The 15,247-nt window shown below is 40.6% G+C and carries 14 protein-coding genes; 4 read left to right on the top strand and 10 right to left on the bottom strand.

All coding sequences use genetic code 11. The annotated features are described in order from the left end of the window. Positions 1-242: 242 nt before the first annotated feature. The 4 genes from dusA to ACG59Z_RS04435 form a co-directional block, all read right to left on the bottom strand. Positions 243-1,247, bottom strand: a complete 1,005-nt coding sequence (gene dusA, locus ACG59Z_RS04450) for a tRNA dihydrouridine(20/20a) synthase DusA (protein WP_400198057.1) — start codon at positions 1,245-1,247, stop codon at positions 243-245. 142 nt (positions 1,248-1,389) lie between these two features. Then, entirely contained in the window at positions 1,390-2,580 is a 1,191-nt protein-coding gene (locus tag ACG59Z_RS04445) for an MFS transporter (protein WP_396519647.1), read from the bottom strand. Between the two features lie 18 nt (positions 2,581-2,598). Continuing rightward, positions 2,599-3,006: a RidA family protein gene (locus ACG59Z_RS04440; protein ID WP_400198054.1), complete on the bottom strand. Its 408-nt coding sequence runs from the start codon at positions 3,004-3,006 to the stop codon at positions 2,599-2,601. A gap of 68 nt (positions 3,007-3,074) precedes the next feature. Then, positions 3,075-4,001, bottom strand: coding sequence for a DMT family transporter (locus ACG59Z_RS04435; RefSeq protein WP_263612938.1), 927 nt, complete (start codon positions 3,999-4,001; stop codon positions 3,075-3,077). Positions 4,002-4,240: 239 nt separating this feature from the next. On the opposite strand from ACG59Z_RS04435, the gene ACG59Z_RS04430 reads away from it, so the two are divergent. The 3 genes from ACG59Z_RS04430 to ACG59Z_RS04420 are packed head-to-tail and all read left to right on the top strand — an operon-like array spanning position 4,241 to position 7,161. Continuing rightward, a complete protein-coding gene (locus ACG59Z_RS04430) occupies positions 4,241-5,368 on the top strand; it encodes a Re/Si-specific NAD(P)(+) transhydrogenase subunit alpha (protein WP_174735586.1) in 1,128 nt (375 codons plus the stop codon). 11 nt (positions 5,369-5,379) lie between these two features. After that, on the top strand, positions 5,380-5,694 hold the full coding sequence (locus tag ACG59Z_RS04425) for a proton-translocating transhydrogenase family protein (protein WP_000230434.1): 315 nt from the start codon (positions 5,380-5,382) through the stop codon (positions 5,692-5,694). A gap of 12 nt (positions 5,695-5,706) precedes the next feature. Further along, positions 5,707-7,161 (top strand): NAD(P)(+) transhydrogenase (Re/Si-specific) subunit beta, encoded by a 1,455-nt coding sequence (locus tag ACG59Z_RS04420; protein WP_400198049.1) that lies wholly within the window; start codon positions 5,707-5,709, stop codon positions 7,159-7,161. Between the two features lie 51 nt (positions 7,162-7,212). On the opposite strand, the gene ACG59Z_RS04415 is transcribed toward ACG59Z_RS04420, so the two are convergent. The 6 genes from ACG59Z_RS04415 to ACG59Z_RS04390 all read right to left on the bottom strand — a co-directional run bounded on the left by ACG59Z_RS04415 (position 7,213) and on the right by ACG59Z_RS04390 (position 14,140). Beyond that, positions 7,213-8,034, bottom strand: a complete 822-nt coding sequence (locus tag ACG59Z_RS04415) for an SDR family NAD(P)-dependent oxidoreductase (protein ID WP_400198048.1) — start codon at positions 8,032-8,034, stop codon at positions 7,213-7,215. A 240-nt stretch (positions 8,035-8,274) separates the two neighbouring features. Further along, positions 8,275-8,676 (bottom strand): ribosome silencing factor, encoded by a 402-nt coding sequence (rsfS, locus tag ACG59Z_RS04410; RefSeq protein WP_001047580.1) that lies wholly within the window; start codon positions 8,674-8,676, stop codon positions 8,275-8,277. An 81-nt stretch (positions 8,677-8,757) separates the two neighbouring features. Further along, positions 8,758-9,552 carry a TIM barrel protein gene (locus ACG59Z_RS04405; RefSeq protein ID WP_348884821.1) on the bottom strand — a complete coding sequence of 265 codons (795 nt, stop codon included), beginning with the start codon at positions 9,550-9,552 and terminating at the stop codon, positions 8,758-8,760. A 16-nt stretch (positions 9,553-9,568) separates the two neighbouring features. After that, positions 9,569-10,435 carry an NAD(P)-dependent oxidoreductase gene (locus ACG59Z_RS04400; protein WP_400198044.1) on the bottom strand — a complete coding sequence of 289 codons (867 nt, stop codon included), beginning with the start codon at positions 10,433-10,435 and terminating at the stop codon, positions 9,569-9,571. Positions 10,436-10,446: 11 nt separating this feature from the next. Beyond that, positions 10,447-11,235, bottom strand: coding sequence for a crotonase/enoyl-CoA hydratase family protein (locus ACG59Z_RS04395; protein ID WP_016803787.1), 789 nt, complete (start codon positions 11,233-11,235; stop codon positions 10,447-10,449). Between the two features lie 97 nt (positions 11,236-11,332). Further along, positions 11,333-14,140, bottom strand: coding sequence for an ATP-binding protein (locus ACG59Z_RS04390; protein ID WP_400198042.1), 2,808 nt, complete (start codon positions 14,138-14,140; stop codon positions 11,333-11,335). A 172-nt stretch (positions 14,141-14,312) separates the two neighbouring features. On the opposite strand from ACG59Z_RS04390, the gene cysM reads away from it, so the two are divergent. Then, positions 14,313-15,245: a cysteine synthase CysM gene (gene cysM / locus ACG59Z_RS04385; protein ID WP_016803785.1), complete on the top strand. Its 933-nt coding sequence runs from the start codon at positions 14,313-14,315 to the stop codon at positions 15,243-15,245. Positions 15,246-15,247 lie beyond the last annotated feature (2 nt).

Here is a 15,247-nt window from a genome sequence, read left to right as displayed (position 1 = left end):
TTTGTTTATGTTATGTAATAACGTATCTTTTTTCCAGTTTTTATTTCTGACTGAGAAAAAATAGCCTAGTTGAAATAGCGACTAAAAGCAGTGAAATTTAATTGTTTGATATTATTCATTATAAATAATTAATCAGAGCTTAAATTTGAATATTTTGAGCCGACATTTGCGAATATACTCAAAATCTAAGTCTCTGATTTAAAATGCCACATTTTCTTACAATTTAAGAAGGTTAAGCAGGCTTAAACCTGATGCTCTTTTACATATTCTTCAGTACGAATAATGGCAGCTTGCATGTTTTGAATTGCATTCTCGACATCAGCTAAAGTTTTTGCATTTCCACCGCTCAATGCCTGACGCCATTTACGGGCACCCGGTAAATTTTGGAATAAACCTAAAATATGACGGGTAATGATAGAGAGTGGCGCACCTTCAGCCATGCGTTGTTCGATATAAGGCAGCATTTGTTCCATAATATCGAAACGGTCTGGTGCTTCTAGGTTCCAAAGTTGGCCAAGCTCAGCAAGTAGGTAAGGGTTGTGATAGGCTTCACGGCCAATCATCACACCATCAACGTGCTGTAAATGAGCTTGAGTTTCGGCAAAAGTTTTAATTCCACCGTTAATTTCAATGGTCAGGTGTGGACGTTCTTGCTTTAAACGGTAAACATCTTCATAACGTAGTGGTGGCACTTCACGGTTTTCTTTCGGAGACAAACCTTTCAATATCGCAATACGTGCATGCACAACAAAATGAGTACAGCCTGTTGCCGCAACGGTGTCTACAAAGTGCAGCATTTCTTCGTAAGACTGCATGTCATCAATACCGATACGGTGCTTTACCGTTACCGGAATATTCACCGCTTTTTGCATGCTATGAATACATTCAGCGACCAAGTCTGGTTCTGCCATTAAGCACGCGCCGATTTTATTGTTCTGTACACGGTCACTTGGACAGCCTACATTGAGGTTGACTTCTTCATAGCCCCAGTCTTCAGCCATTTTTGTACAAGTGGCAAGCTCTTGAGGATTTGAACCACCGAGTTGCAGTACGATTGGGTGTTCTTGGCCGTTGTAGTCTAAATGGCGTTTTGCATCGCCAAATAAAATCGCGCCTGTCGTTACCATTTCGGTATACAGCACAACGTTTGGGTTAAACAACCGCGCAAAGAATCGGTAGTCCTTTGTAGTCCAGTCCATCATAGGTGCGACAGAAATACGAGGTTGTAACGATTGAAGTGATTGCATAACCAATAGACCCAAAAGTCGCTAAATTAAAGAAAGGGCAGCATTATACGGGGTTTAGCCTTGAATCGACAGAGGCTTTTAGCCGTATAATTTATAACCGCCCTTGGAGTGGATATAGAAAGATGATTTTTAACAAGTTACGTTATGGCTGAGCTAGCTGCTTTTTTTGTAAGAAAGCATCAATCACACTAAACAAAATGCAAAACACAACGAGTCCAACACCGGCAAGACATGTCATGGTCCATCCACCATGATTCCAAGCAAAAATTCCTAATGCTGAACCAGCTGCGCCACCAATAAAATAAGTCGTCATATAGATGGCATTAATACGAGATTTAGCATCTGGACGTAAACGGAAAATAATGCTTTGGTTACTGGTATGAACGAGCGCGAGTGCCAATTGAATTAATGCAAAACCAATAACATAAGTAGAAAGTAAAGTTTGTCCGAAATAGAAACAAACCCAGCTCACCAAAAATAGCCCACAACCCATCCAAGTAAGTAATCTTGTATAGCCTTGGTCGGCGTATTTACCAATATAGCGAGTGGATAGTGCACCAAAGATACCGACTAAAGGGACCAATCCGATAAATAGATCGGGTAAATGATGTGCCGAGGTAAGAAGTAGTGCAATGGTGGAATACAAAGTACTGACTGCTGCAAAGGCAAAAGCACCCGTAAGCGCTCTTAATAATAATCGCTTTTCTTGCTTTAAAAGCTGAGCCATGGAAACAAAGATTTGTCCATAGTTCATTTTCATACGCAAGACATAAGGCAAGCGGCTTTTTAAAGTAAATGCCAATAGAAGCATTAATACACCGCTTACCACATAAACCACTTTCCAGTGGAAAAGATTGGAAAATAAGCCTGCCAGACTGGTAGAGAGTAAAATCCCGACCAATAATCCACTCATTAAAAAGCCAATAATCTCGCCTGTTTTCTCAGGTTTGACCGTCATAGTTGCAAGTGGAATAAGCACTTGAGCTGCAACAGAAAACAAGCCCGCTAAAATTGTACCGATCCAGAGCATGGGCAAGTTAACAGCAAACGCAGAAGTAAATAGACCAACTGCACAAAGCACCATCAAAAATGGAATAGCCTTGGCTTTATTGACGATATCACCCATCGGAACAATAAAGAGTAAACCGAGGGCATACGACACCTGAGCAAATGTCACTGTTAAAGCAGCTTGTGCTTGCGTTACAGCAAACTCTTGCTGAATAGAGTGAATTAGAGGCTGACAGTAATAATTCACACCTGCACATAAGCCACATGCTGCTGCCATCAACCAAAGCAAAGGTTTATTTTGACTGATATCTTCAGGGGTAGACATGATGTTCTCTCAGTTTTATTAGGTATATGCCGTTGCTTCAACTTCAATAAGCATGCGTTCTAATGCAAGGCGTGGCACAGGAATGAGCGTGCAGGCTGGAAAAGGATGATTTTTCCATAGATTTTGCATGATTTTAATTAAAATTTGGTGTTTTTCATCTGAGTGGTCAACAATTAAAACTCTTAAAACAGCAATATCTGAGATTTGTGCGTTTGCTGTAGTTAAGGCGTGTTGAATGTTATTAAAAACTTGAGTGGCTTGTTCTTGAAAGAGTGGGCTGAGTTCGCCGTTTGAATCTTCACCGCCTTGACCAGCTACATGAATAATATTCTTAAAATTTTGGACTACTGCAACATGACTATAAGCATTTGGGGTTGGGTTATATAAAGATGATGGATTTATGATTTTAAAAGCTTCTTTATTCATTGGAATTCGACCGTTCATTAAAAGTTAGATGAGTATCCAACCTCAACTTAAGTTGAGGTCAAGAAGATTTAATGTTTTAGTCTTTTCTTTCTAAGTGTAATCATCATTACACCTACAATATTGAGTAGGCAGCCCACCCATTGCCACATATTGAGATGTTCATTTAAGAAGACAACGGCAAGTAAAATCGTTAGAACTGGTCCAATTGAAGCAATCATTGCAGATTGTGATGCACCAAGACGCTCAATGCTTTGTATGAGCATAACAGTGGGTAACACGGTGACTAAAAAGCCTAAGCCGACTCCATACCAAATGACGCTTGAGGGGAGCTGTAATATCAGTTGAATAGGATGAGGTGTGCTCAAAGCGTAATGTGTTAATGCACCAATACAGGCAATAGTTAGTGCTAAGCCTGTGAAATTCCAAGAACCAAATTTTTTAATTAATGGCGGAGTTAGCAGTAAATAGCCTGCAAAAGCTACCGCACTTGCAAATACGAAACTTGTTCCTAACCAGAAATTGCCCTGAATTGGTGCATTGTTATGTTCTTGGAGCATTACTAGCACCGTTCCACCATAACTAAGGAAAATGGCGAATAAACTTTTTACATCTAATTTTTGTTTGTAGAGCAGGCTTGAAGCAATCACGGTAAGTGTGGGATATAAAAATAGGATAATTCGCTCTAAAGAGGCACTAATAAACATGAGACCCATGAAATCGAGCCAGCTGGCGAAGTAGTAGCCTAATAGACCGGCAAAAATTAAAATTAGCCAATCCTTCTTTTTTATGCCCTGATTATGATGCCTATTGAACCAGCAAATTAATAGAAAGAACGGTAAAGCGCTTAACATACGTAAAGCCATCAGGACTGTACCGTCTACTAATGGAGAAAGGGCATAAGTTTGTTTAATAAAGATTGCTTTTGTGCTGAATAGAAAAGCAGAGCAAAGCGCAAAAAAAGACCCAATTTGAGACGACGATAAAGAAATTTTCATATACAGGACTGTATAAGAGAGACTATTGTCTGCAAAAAAAAGAAAAATCTTCTTATATTACACCTCAAGTCAAATATCGTGAATCATCAGTTCAAAATATGGGTATTTATTAAATAAATAGTGGGTGGTATTTTCAAAAAGTTCAATTAGAATCCAAATTCTGTACAAAGAATACACATGGGGGAAACATTGCGGGTTGCAATGTTTTTGACAATGAGAAATTAGCTTGAGGAACGCTCATGCAGATCGGAATCCCAACCGAAACTGTCGTCGGTGAAAATCGTGTAGCTGCTACGCCAGAGACAGTAAAGAAGTTGATTAGCGCTGGTCATAGCGTTGTGATTGAACGTGGTGCTGGTGTAAAGGCTGCGTACATTGACAGTGCTTATGAACAGGTCGGTGCAACCATTACGGATGATGCCTATACGGGTAGTCAAATTATTTTGAAAGTTCGTGCGCCACAAGGCGGGGAAATTCAAAAACTTGCAGCAAATACAGCTGTTGTAGCAATGTTTGATCCTTATCGTAATACCGAGCTAGATCAGTTTGCGAATCAGCAAGTATCTGCTTTTGCTCTGGAATTGCTTCCTCGTACGCTTTCTCGTGCACAAAACATGGATGTGTTGTCTTCTCAGGCGAACTTGGCTGGTTATAAATCAGTTTTGCTTGCAGCGGCTGAATATCAACGCATGTTCCCAATGCTTATGACTGCTGCCGGTACTGTAAAACCTGCACGTGTTGTGATTATGGGGGTTGGGGTTGCGGGTCTTCAAGCGATTGCTACTGCAAAACGTTTGGGTGCAATTGTTGAAGCAACTGACTTGCGTCCTACAGCAAAAGATCAGGTTGAGTCTTTAGGCGGTAAGTGGTTAGACGTACCAATGTCTGAAGAAGAACAGCAACGTGCAGCAGATGCAGCAAAAAATGGTTATGGCTGGATGCCGGGTGAGCAATATATCAAAGACCAAGCTGCGATTGTAGATAAAGCTGTGTCGAATGCCGATATCGTGATTACAACAGCATTGTTGCCGGGTCGTGATGCACCGCGTCTGATTAAAGCTGAAACTGTTGCCAAGATGAAACCGGGCTCTGTCATTTTAGATATGGCTGTTGAAACTGGCGGTAACGTTGAAGGCTCTAAAGTTGGCGAGACTGTGTTTACAGAAAATGGTGTGAAAATTTTGGGTATTCCAAATATTCCAGCCACTGTTGCGACAGAAGCTTCTGCATTATATGCACGTAACGTTTTTAATTTCGTAGAGACTTTATTCGACAAAGAGAAAAACTTTGCGATTAATCAAGAAGACGAAATCCAAAAAGCCCTATTGGTCACTCATGGCGGTCAAGTGCTGCTTAAGCGTGGTTAAGGAGATCTCTCATGGTTGAAACTATTACAATTTTCGTCCTTGCCATCTTCGTAGGTTATTACGTTGTTTGGGGCGTTACACCAGCTTTGCACACGCCACTTATGGCGGTAACCAATGCATTGTCATCAATTATTGTTGTTGGTGCGATGCTACAAACAGTAGGTCTACCTGTTTTAGGTGTAGATGCTAATGTTGCATTTCAAAGTGTGAATGTGGTGAGTGTACTGGGTGCGATTGCAGTATTTTTAGCAAGCATTAATATTTTCGGTGGCTTCGCAGTAACTGCGCGCATGCTGGAAATGTTCAAGCCTAAGCAAAAGAAATAAGAGGGCTTTGACATGGAATTTATTCAAGCAAATGCAAACTGGTTGTACCTTGTAGGCGCAATCCTCTTTATCTTGACGCTTCGTGGCTTGTCTGGCCCTAAAACAGCAATTCAAGGTAACCGTTACGGTATGATCGCAATGGCGATTGCAGTTGTGACAACCTTCTTTGTTGCCAACAACCCAGTGATCTGGATGATTGGTGGTGCAATGGTGCTTGGCGCGATTGTAGGTATTGCACGTGCACGTACTGTCCCAATGACTCAAATGCCTGAAACTGTTGCACTTATGCACTCATTGGTAGGTTTGGCTGCGGTTTTAATTGCGGTTGCAGCAATTTTGCATAACAATCAGCTTACAGCATTGTTTGCTCAAAACGAGGCGGCATTAACAGCGGCTGGCGTGCAACATGCACACATGAGCAAGGTTCACCTATTTGAATTGTTTGTTGGTTGTTTCGTTGGTGCAATTACCTTTACAGCATCTGTATTTGCTTACGGTAAATTGGCTGCGAAAAAATGGGCTAAAACAATCTCTGGTGGATGGGTTAAACCTGTTCAAGCACTTATCTTTGTTGCGATGTTGGCTTGTGGTTTCTACTTCTTCACAACTGGCAACATGACTGCTTTCTGGGCAATGACAGCACTTGCACTTGCATTTGGCTGGGTATGGATTGCACCGGTAGGTGGTGGTGATATGCCTGTTGTGGTATCGCTTCTTAACTCGTTCTCTGGTTGGGCAGCAGCAGGTATTGGTTTTACACTAGAAAACAACATGTTGATCGTTGCAGGTTCGCTTGTTGGTTCATCTGGTGCGATTCTGTCTTACATCATGTGTAAAGCAATGAACCGTTCAATCATCAACGTATTGTTTGGGGGGGCGATGGGTGGTGCGGCAGTTCCTACAGCAGCTAAAGGTGAACAAGTTCAACGTAACTACCGTTCAGGTTCTGCTGATGATGCTGGCTTCTTAATGTCAAATGCAGACAGTGTTGTGATTGTACCGGGTTATGGTATGGCGCAAGGCCGTGCACAAAATGCTGTAAAAGAATTGTGTGAACTTTTGAAAGAACAGGGTGTAACGGTTCGCTTTGCAATCCATCCGGTTGCAGGTCGTATGCCTGGTCATATGAACGTACTACTTGCTGAAGCAGACGTAGCATATGAAGACATCTTGGAAATGGATGAGATTAACTCAGATTTCCCAGCAACTGACGTAGTACTTGTCATTGGTGCAAACGACGTTGTAAACCCAGCTGCAAAAGATGACCCAAGCTCACCGATTTATGGTATGCCGATTCTTGAGGCTCATAAAGCGCGTACAATTATGGTGATTAAGCGTTCTATGGCGACTGGTTATGCAGGTCTTGATAATGACTTGTTCTATAACGAAAAAACAATGATGATCTTTGGTGATGCTAAGAAAGTTGTTGAAGATATGACTAAAGCAATTAATGGTACAGGCCACTAAGTTGCTTTGATACAAAAAACCACCTTCGGGTGGTTTTTTGCTTTTTGAGATTTAAAGAAACTTTTCTACTAAGTCCATTGATTGTTGGTAGAGATCACGTGCCAGTTGCTGGTTTTTGGCATGTGAAGATTTCCAGTCAGGCATATGCGCACTGACATATTCGCCGTTGCGGTTGTGCCATGAGTCTCCAATCGCCATCTCTGTGATGAGCTTTGCCGGAACTGATGTTGGAACTAAACCTACTTTCATGGCTGCATAAACTGGTTTTGGTAAATCGCGATAAATATCAGAAGCAACACCACCAGGGTGTAATGCATTGTTAGTAATTGTACTACCAGCTAGTTGTTCAGCTAATGCATTACTGAACAGTAAGTTTGCAAGTTTAGATTGTCCATAATAGAACAGGGGATTATAAAAACCTTCTGCACGAAATTTATTAGGTTTAATTGAACCAACCCAGTGGGCAATAGATGCAAGGTGAATAATGCGTGCTTGAGGTGATTGTTTTAAAGCTGGAAGTAGCTTTTGAGTGAGTAATAAATGCCCTAAATAATTAACGCCAAATTGCTGTTCAAAACCATCTGCTGTGAGCTGTTTTGTTTTTGCAAATAGCCCAGCATTATTAATGAGTACATCAAGATTGCCGTATTTATCTGCAATTTCATCAGCAGCTTTTCTGGTTAACTCAAGACTGTTTAGATCAAGAGAAACGATATCAACTTGTCCTTGGTTGAGTGAGCGTAGTTTGTTTTGTGCCTCTTGTGCTTTTTGAAGATTTCGACACGCCAAAATGACATGTTGCCCTTGTTTTACAAGTTGTTCGGCTGTGGCAAAGCCAATCCCTGTGTTGGCGCCTGTAATGAGTATCTTCACTTTTTAGTGCTCCAGTTATGCTATTTATTGATGAGACTTTAAGAGTAGTTATAGTGCTGGAATTCTGACAATTTGTCATGTCAATTTTAATGAAGGTTGATGACTAGCTCGTAAGTGCTGTTAAAGCTTTGATAGAAATGTCTGAGGCTGTAAAAGATAGTTTGTTTTAAATAAAAATTTTGGTTGGTTATATAAACAAAAAGCGGCTCAAAAGAGCCGCTTTTTTTAAAAGCAAAAATTTTATGCGACTGACTCTGGGGCAGTACGCCATAAGCTTTCTAAATCATAGAATTTGCGGGCAGTTGGTAGCATCACGTGTACTACAACAAAACCAAGATCAATTAAGATCCATTCGGCATCTCGTTCGCCTTCAACGCCAATCGGGCGGAAACCAGCTTTTCGAGCTTCTTCTGCAACATTGTCAGCAAGTGCTTTGACGTGACGAGTAGATGTACCACTCGCGATGACAATAGCATCCGCAACGTTGCTAATAGAACTAACATCTAACTGTAGAATATCTTTTGCTTTTACATCAACTAAAGCGTCATGGACGACTTTGAGACAAGCTTGTACGTCTTTATTTGAGGTGTTCATTGCGAAATCGTGAGAATTAGACACGCTGGGCGATGGTTCTAAATTCATATAGGGTATATTTTCCTGACAATTACTCACTATCTAATATAGTGGTTTTCGCGCTAAATTTCAAACAAAACTAGTAACAGTTTATATATTTACATCATCGGAAAAATATTTCTTTTTCCATGTAAATGACTGATTTGACCCGTTTTTAGGCTTGTATTCTGCCGCAATGTAGCCTTCATAAGCGCTTTGCTTAATCCAAGAAAAAATTTGTTCATAAGGGATTTGAGCTGTGTCGGGTTCATGGCGTCCCGGACAATCTGCAAACTGAATATGGCCAATCTGGTGAATATTTTCTTGTAAACCTTCAAGTACATCTTCACCCATCATTGCCATGTGGTAACAGTCATACTGCATTTTTAGGGCAGGGTGATTGACTGCTTCGAGCATTTCTTGGGCTTGGGCAATGTTTTGTACTAAAAAGCGTGGCATATCTGTGCCATTAATCATTTCAAATACAGGTTCAATACCCTGTTCTGTAAGTAAATGACAGGCCAATTTTAAATTGCTTGCTAGTGTTTTAAGGCAAGGGAGTAGGTCTGAATCTTGAGGTTGCTTACCTGCCAGAATATTAACACGAGGTACTTTTAAGGCAGTGGCATAGCGAATAGCTAACTCTAGTGCTTCACGAAATGCTTTTTCTTGACCCGGTATGCCTGCCAAACCATTTCCACCCTGCATAAGATCACCAGCAGGAACATTAATTAAGCATAAACTTAGGTTGTAACGTTCAAGTTGGTCTTGAATATCGGAAATGGAAAGTTCGTATGGGAATTGGATTTCTACATGTTCAAAGCCCTCTGCGTGGGCTAATGCAAAGCGTTCAATTAAAGAAACTTCGGTAAAAATCATGGATAAGTTAACGGCAAGACGACCCATATACAAACTCCGTTTATTATTGCTCTACTACTTGAATCATAGTAGCTAAATCTTTCTCAGCAAAGCCATTTTTTTGGTGAGTTTGTAGCTGTAATAGAGCTTTTTGTGCAACAGGGATGTCTAAATTAACATTCTTAGCTAATGTTACCGCGTTGTTAAGATCTTTAGATAATGTTTGAACTTTCCACTGAATAGGCTCGAATGTATGAGTTGCCATACGTGGTGCAAGTATTTGAAAAGGCTTTGAGTCAGCAAAACCACCGGCTAGGGCGGGAGCGAGTAATGTCGTGTCTACACCTGCACGGTCTGCTAGTGCTACAGCTTCAGCAATAAGAGCACTGTTTGCTGCCACAATCAGTTGATTGCAAATTTTAGTGGCTTGCCCCGTACCTGTATCGCCCATACGTGTTACACGTTGAGAAAGTACATTATAAACAGGACTTAAAGCTTCAATAGTTTGAGCATCTCCACCTGCAAAAATGACAAGTGTACCTTGTTCGGCACCAGCGGTTCCCCCTGAAACAGGAGAGTCAATCCATGTCGTATGTTGTGACGCGGCAGCCTGAGCAAGTGCTTTTGTTGCAGCTACAGACAGGCTTGAGAAGTCTACAATAACCTGACCAGCTTTTAAGTGAGGTTGAATTTGTTCAAATACGGCTTGCACAGCTTTATCGTCAGCTAAACAAGTTAAAACTATAGGGTATTGTGCGATGTTTGAAAGATCGAGAGCGTGTGCGCCAATATCGATAAGTTCTTCACAAGCAGATGCTGTTCTGTTCCAGACAGCAACTTGAAAACCTGCTTGAATAAGACGGCTAGCCATACGGCTTCCCATAAGCCCTATGCCTAAAAAGGCAATAGGTGTATTACGATCAAAATTCATCTTCAATGCTCTTATCTATATTGGCGTGGTAAAAATTTAACTTCCGGATGTTTATCTTTTTTACGAGCAAGTTTGCTATTTTTACCAAGTAATAATTTAAGTTGCCAGATTTTTTCTAGACGTAATGATTTTTCTGGTTGATGCTCCATTGCATCTAATACGCGTTTTGCAGCAGTCAAAGCATCTGGTGAGCGTTGCAGCATTTCTGAGGCAATCGCATTTGCTTTTTCTAATGGATTTTCACTTAAGTGAGTTACAAGGCCAATATCTTTTGCATAGTTTCCGTCAAATACACGGGCAGTTAAGGTCAGCTCTTTTGCAAGATCAACACCTATCAAACCCTTAAGTGAGCGGGTAAGTCCCATATCTGGTACTAAACCCCAGCGACTTTCCATAATCGACATTTTAGTCTCTGGGTGAGCAATACGGATATCGGCAGCCAGCGCAAGTTGCATCCCCGCACCAAAACAATAACCTTCAAGTGCGGCAATCACAGGTACAGGTAAGTTCTGCCAAATTAGAAACGCTTTTTGGAAAAGGCTTTGTCCCGGCTTTACAAGTTCCCAAATCGCAAATGCAGAGTTCTTAGGATTGTTAAGGTCAGATAAATCAATACCAGCACTAAATACTTGTGCTTCACCAGTCAAAATTACACAGCGAATATCTCGGTCTTTTTGTATGGCTTTAGCCGTTGAAACGAGTTCTTTAAGGAGGGCGAAACTCATGGCATTACGTTTATCTGGACGGTTTAGATAAACTGTCGCAATGCCATTATTCTTTTCTATACGTAAAAGTGCCATGAAATTCCCGCTTATTTTTTTATCGATAAGCGGAGCATAACATGGCTTGAAATTGGAAACATGACAGGTCAGTCATGCCTTTTCTATAGGTTCTTGTTTAGTCGGGTATAACTAAAATTTGGTGAGCTGCACTTTCAACTTCTTTAATGACAAGTCCTAATTCATCGAAACGTTGCATGACTTCTTCGATGAATCCGTCATCGGCTCTACGACGCTCTTTACGTAATGTCGAAACAAACTGTTCGAAGTCACCAGTGACTTGTTGAAGTTTTGGCGTACCGACATAGCGAGTTGCACCGTAGAGGCGATGTAACACATGTTCAAGCTGAGGGAAGTCTTCAAGCTCAATAAGCTGCTGCATTTCATCTAGCTCAGTTGGAAAACTGTCTACCAACATTTTAAGTAAGTCTTGAGCAAGATCTTCTTTATTTGCAGCCAATTGTAGGCTTTGCTGCCAGTTTAATATTTCTGGGTCTAGTGCTTCGGCAACAACGTGATGATCTTTATCTAAAGCTTGCGCAGTGAAATTGTTTTTGGTCCATTGCGTTAAAATCTGAATGATTTGCTCCATTTGAATTGGTTTGGTGACATAGTCATTCATACCAACTTTAAGAAGCTTTTGCTTTTCATCAGCAAGGGCATGGGCTGTTAATGCAATAATTGGAAGCTGCATTTCGCCATCTAGCGTTGATTCTAATGAACGGATCGCGCGAGTGGTATCAATGCCTGACATAACAGGCATTTGAATATCCATAAACACTAAATCAAACGGTTTGAGTTTTTGGTCAATGCGTTCTTGAATGATATTTAGCGCCTCTTGTCCACTTAAGGCTTTAGTGGTTTTAACATTTAACTCACCTAACAATGCTTCTAAAACAATTAAGTTTGGTAAGTGGTCATCGACCGCTAAAATATGTAAACCCTGACCATTAAAGTCTTGTTGTTCCTCTTCAAAAATAGGTTGGTCACTTAATAATTGAATGAGTCCGCTACGGCTTAATGGTTGATAAAGTGGGCGAGCGCGATATTCGGTAAGCATGTTTGGCTCAAGCGTCATTTGATAGCCATAAACTGCTAAGTTGCCTTGATAGCGGCTACGAATTTCTTTAAGTAAAGCCTCAGTATCGCCGCTATGATCAACAATAAGCCAAGTATTATCTTTCTGATCAAGATGCTTTAAGCGGCTAAACAAGTCCAGAATCGACTGCGTTTCGATATGTGGAACTTGGTAATTTTCAAGATAGTATCGTAAAACACTTGCTGTTGCAGGATGTGCTAAATAAGACACGACTTGTAAATGTTCGAAGTGAGGGTGCTCTATCTCATGCTCTTCATCTACAGCAAACTGTGCAGTAAACCAGAATGTTGAGCCTTTTTCTGTTGGTGCACGCTCTTGGTTATCTTCAAAACCAATTTGACCATGCATGAGATGAACCAGTTGTTTAGAGATCGCGAGACCTAAGCCTGTACCACCAAATTGGCGTGTAACAGATGCATCGCCTTGTGAAAACGACTCAAATAATTTTTTGCGGTCAGTACCACTTAAACCAATACCACTGTCTTGAACGCTAAAATGCAGTAAACATTGACCAATATCGTCATGTTCCATACGTACACGAACAATAATTTCGCCATCTGGAGTGAACTTGATTGCATTTGAAATTAGGTTGGTCAAAATTTGCTTAAAGCGTAAAGCATCTCCAATGACTTCTTGAGGAATGTTGTCTGCATAATAGAATGCCATGGCAATATGCTTTTGGGCAGCCAAAGGTGACAACATATCCATGACATCGAAAATAGCTTCTTCTAAATCAAACGGTGCTGTCTCAAGCTCTAATTTACCTGCATCAATTTTTGAGAAATCTAATACATCGTTAATTAATGCTAATAAATGGGCAGAAGATTTTCGAATAGTTTGTAGATAGAGGTTTTGTTCGTTACTTAGGTTTTGTTGGCGAAGTAATAAATGAATAAAGCCATCAATACTGTTAAGCGGCGTACGAAGCTCATGACTGATATTGGCAAGGAAAACAGATTTTGCCTGATTTGATGAAATGGCTTGGTCACGTGCCTGACGGTAAGTAATATTTTGAACTTCGAGAGTATCTAATGTTCTGCGTAAGTCTTCTTCGGTTTGTTCTGTGTGTTCTTTAAGTTCTAAAAAACTAAAATGTAGTCTTTTCACTACACTTGCGATATCGCGCTGCAGTAAGCGTAATTCACCAGTACTGTTAATAACCATGTGCTGGTCTAAAGTATCTGCATTAAGTCGCTGTAGCTGCATCCGAATTTCGTACATTGGTGCAACCCAACGGCGAGAGAAGAAATTTAGACAGAGCAAAAGTAATAATAAAGTCATTAGACTGGTAATAACTAACGCAATCAGAATGCGATAACGTGCCAATTCTAGTGGTTGATTATCCATTTCAATCACTAGCCAAACAGGGGCTTTCCCTGCGGTATTGCTGACTCGAATACCATAAATGTTGTTATTGTTATAAGAGATCGGACCAAAAAAACTATTGTTTTGCGTAAAGTTAGGCCAGTAACGATTATCTCGGTAACCTACACTTAAGTATGTTTGACCATTACTATCAATTAAAGCAGCACGCTTTAAATCTTTTTCACTGAACATGCTTTGCATAATGTTTTGTGCATGATCATATTCATCAGGTTTTAGCTCTACCAGTGTGTAGAGGTTTTTGGCGATTTCATTATAACGCGCCAAAATAGCCGAAGCGTGATGCAGTTGCTGTTGTTTTGCAGAGTGAGAGGTTTCAGTTAAAACCAGAAAAGCACCAACACCAGTTAAAATCATCATGGGCACAAAAATAAGAGCAATCAATTGCCCATATGCATGATTCAGACGTAAGCGTTTCGATAAGGTTTTATTGAAATTAGACATGGCTACATCAGATTGATCTCTCTGTAGGGCATATTATCACGCTTTATTTTAAAACAGACGGCATTTTATAACTGACTGGGCTTTAATCACTTTCATTAAAAAGCATAGTGAAATGGGTGCAGTACCGATCATTTTTTCATACAATAGTGCCACCCCGATTTAGGTGTTGATCATGAGTAATACACAACCTGATTTTTTAGCCGACGAATTTTTGTTAGATCACTATGTAGGTAAAACACCTTTAGTCCGTTTGCAGCGCTTGGCTTGTCACACGCAGGCAACGGTTTTAGCAAAATTGGAAGGTAATAATCCGGCAGGTTCTGTAAAAGATCGCCCTGCATATAACATGATTATGCAGGCAGAAAAGCGTGGTCAAATTAAACCGGGCGATACGTTAATTGAAGCAACTAGCGGCAATACAGGTATTGCGTTGGCTATGGTTGCGGCAATGCGCGGCTATAAAATGAAACTTATTATGCCAAATAACATGAGCCAAGAACGCAAAGATGCGATGTTAGCTTATGGCGCAGAACTGATTGAAGTGACTCCACAACAAGGTATGGAAGGCGCACGTGATTTAGCTTTGCAAATGGAAAAAGACGGCAAAGGTCATGTTTTAAACCAATTTGGTAATCCTGATAATGTTGAGGCTCATTACCTGACAACTGGTCCTGAAATCTGGAAGCAAACTGGCGGTAAAATTACTCATTTTGTAAGCTCAATGGGTACAACCGGTACCATTATGGGTGTTTCTAAGTATTTAAAAGAACAAAATCCAGACATTCAGATTGTGGGTTTACAGCCAGCAGACGGATCAAGTATTGCGGGTATTCGTCGTTGGCCAAAAGAATATTTACCCACGATTTTTGATAGCAGTCGTGTAGACCGAATTATTGATATTCCTCAAATTGAAGCTGAAAAAACCATGCGTAAATTAGCGCGTATGGAAGGTATTAGTGCTGGTACATCTTCAGGTGGTGCGGTTTGGGCATCAATTAAGATTGCAGAAGAAAATCCGGATGCTGTTATTGTGTGCATTATCTGTGACCGTGGCGATCGCTACTTGTCTACAGGTCTGTTCTCAGTACAGGACGATAACTCATAATT

It is taken from the genome of Acinetobacter sp. ABJ_C1_1 (assembly GCF_044684115.1).
GTDB lineage: Bacteria > Pseudomonadota > Gammaproteobacteria > Pseudomonadales > Moraxellaceae > Acinetobacter > Acinetobacter nosocomialis_A.
This window is presented reverse-complemented; position numbering and strand designations above follow the sequence as displayed.

Coding starts and splice junctions, on each gene's coding strand:
- dusA (WP_400198057.1), bottom strand. CDS start 1,247: ATGCAATCACTTCAATCGTTACAACCTCGTATTTCTGTCGCACCTATG.
- ACG59Z_RS04445 (WP_396519647.1), bottom strand. CDS start 2,580: ATGTCTACCCCTGAAGATATCAGTCAAAATAAACCTTTGCTTTGGTTG.
- ACG59Z_RS04440 (WP_400198054.1), bottom strand. CDS start 3,006: ATGAATAAAGAAGCTTTTAAAATCATAAATCCATCATCTTTATATAAC.
- ACG59Z_RS04435 (WP_263612938.1), bottom strand. CDS start 4,001: ATGAAAATTTCTTTATCGTCGTCTCAAATTGGGTCTTTTTTTGCGCTT.
- ACG59Z_RS04430 (WP_174735586.1), top strand. CDS start 4,241: ATGCAGATCGGAATCCCAACCGAAACTGTCGTCGGTGAAAATCGTGTA.
- ACG59Z_RS04425 (WP_000230434.1), top strand. CDS start 5,380: ATGGTTGAAACTATTACAATTTTCGTCCTTGCCATCTTCGTAGGTTAT.
- ACG59Z_RS04420 (WP_400198049.1), top strand. CDS start 5,707: ATGGAATTTATTCAAGCAAATGCAAACTGGTTGTACCTTGTAGGCGCA.
- rsfS (WP_001047580.1), bottom strand. CDS start 8,676: ATGAATTTAGAACCATCGCCCAGCGTGTCTAATTCTCACGATTTCGCA.
- ACG59Z_RS04405 (WP_348884821.1), bottom strand. CDS start 9,552: ATGGGTCGTCTTGCCGTTAACTTATCCATGATTTTTACCGAAGTTTCT.
- ACG59Z_RS04400 (WP_400198044.1), bottom strand. CDS start 10,435: ATGAATTTTGATCGTAATACACCTATTGCCTTTTTAGGCATAGGGCTT.
- ACG59Z_RS04395 (WP_016803787.1), bottom strand. CDS start 11,235: ATGGCACTTTTACGTATAGAAAAGAATAATGGCATTGCGACAGTTTAT.
- ACG59Z_RS04390 (WP_400198042.1), bottom strand. CDS start 14,140: ATGTCTAATTTCAATAAAACCTTATCGAAACGCTTACGTCTGAATCAT.
- cysM (WP_016803785.1), top strand. CDS start 14,313: ATGAGTAATACACAACCTGATTTTTTAGCCGACGAATTTTTGTTAGAT.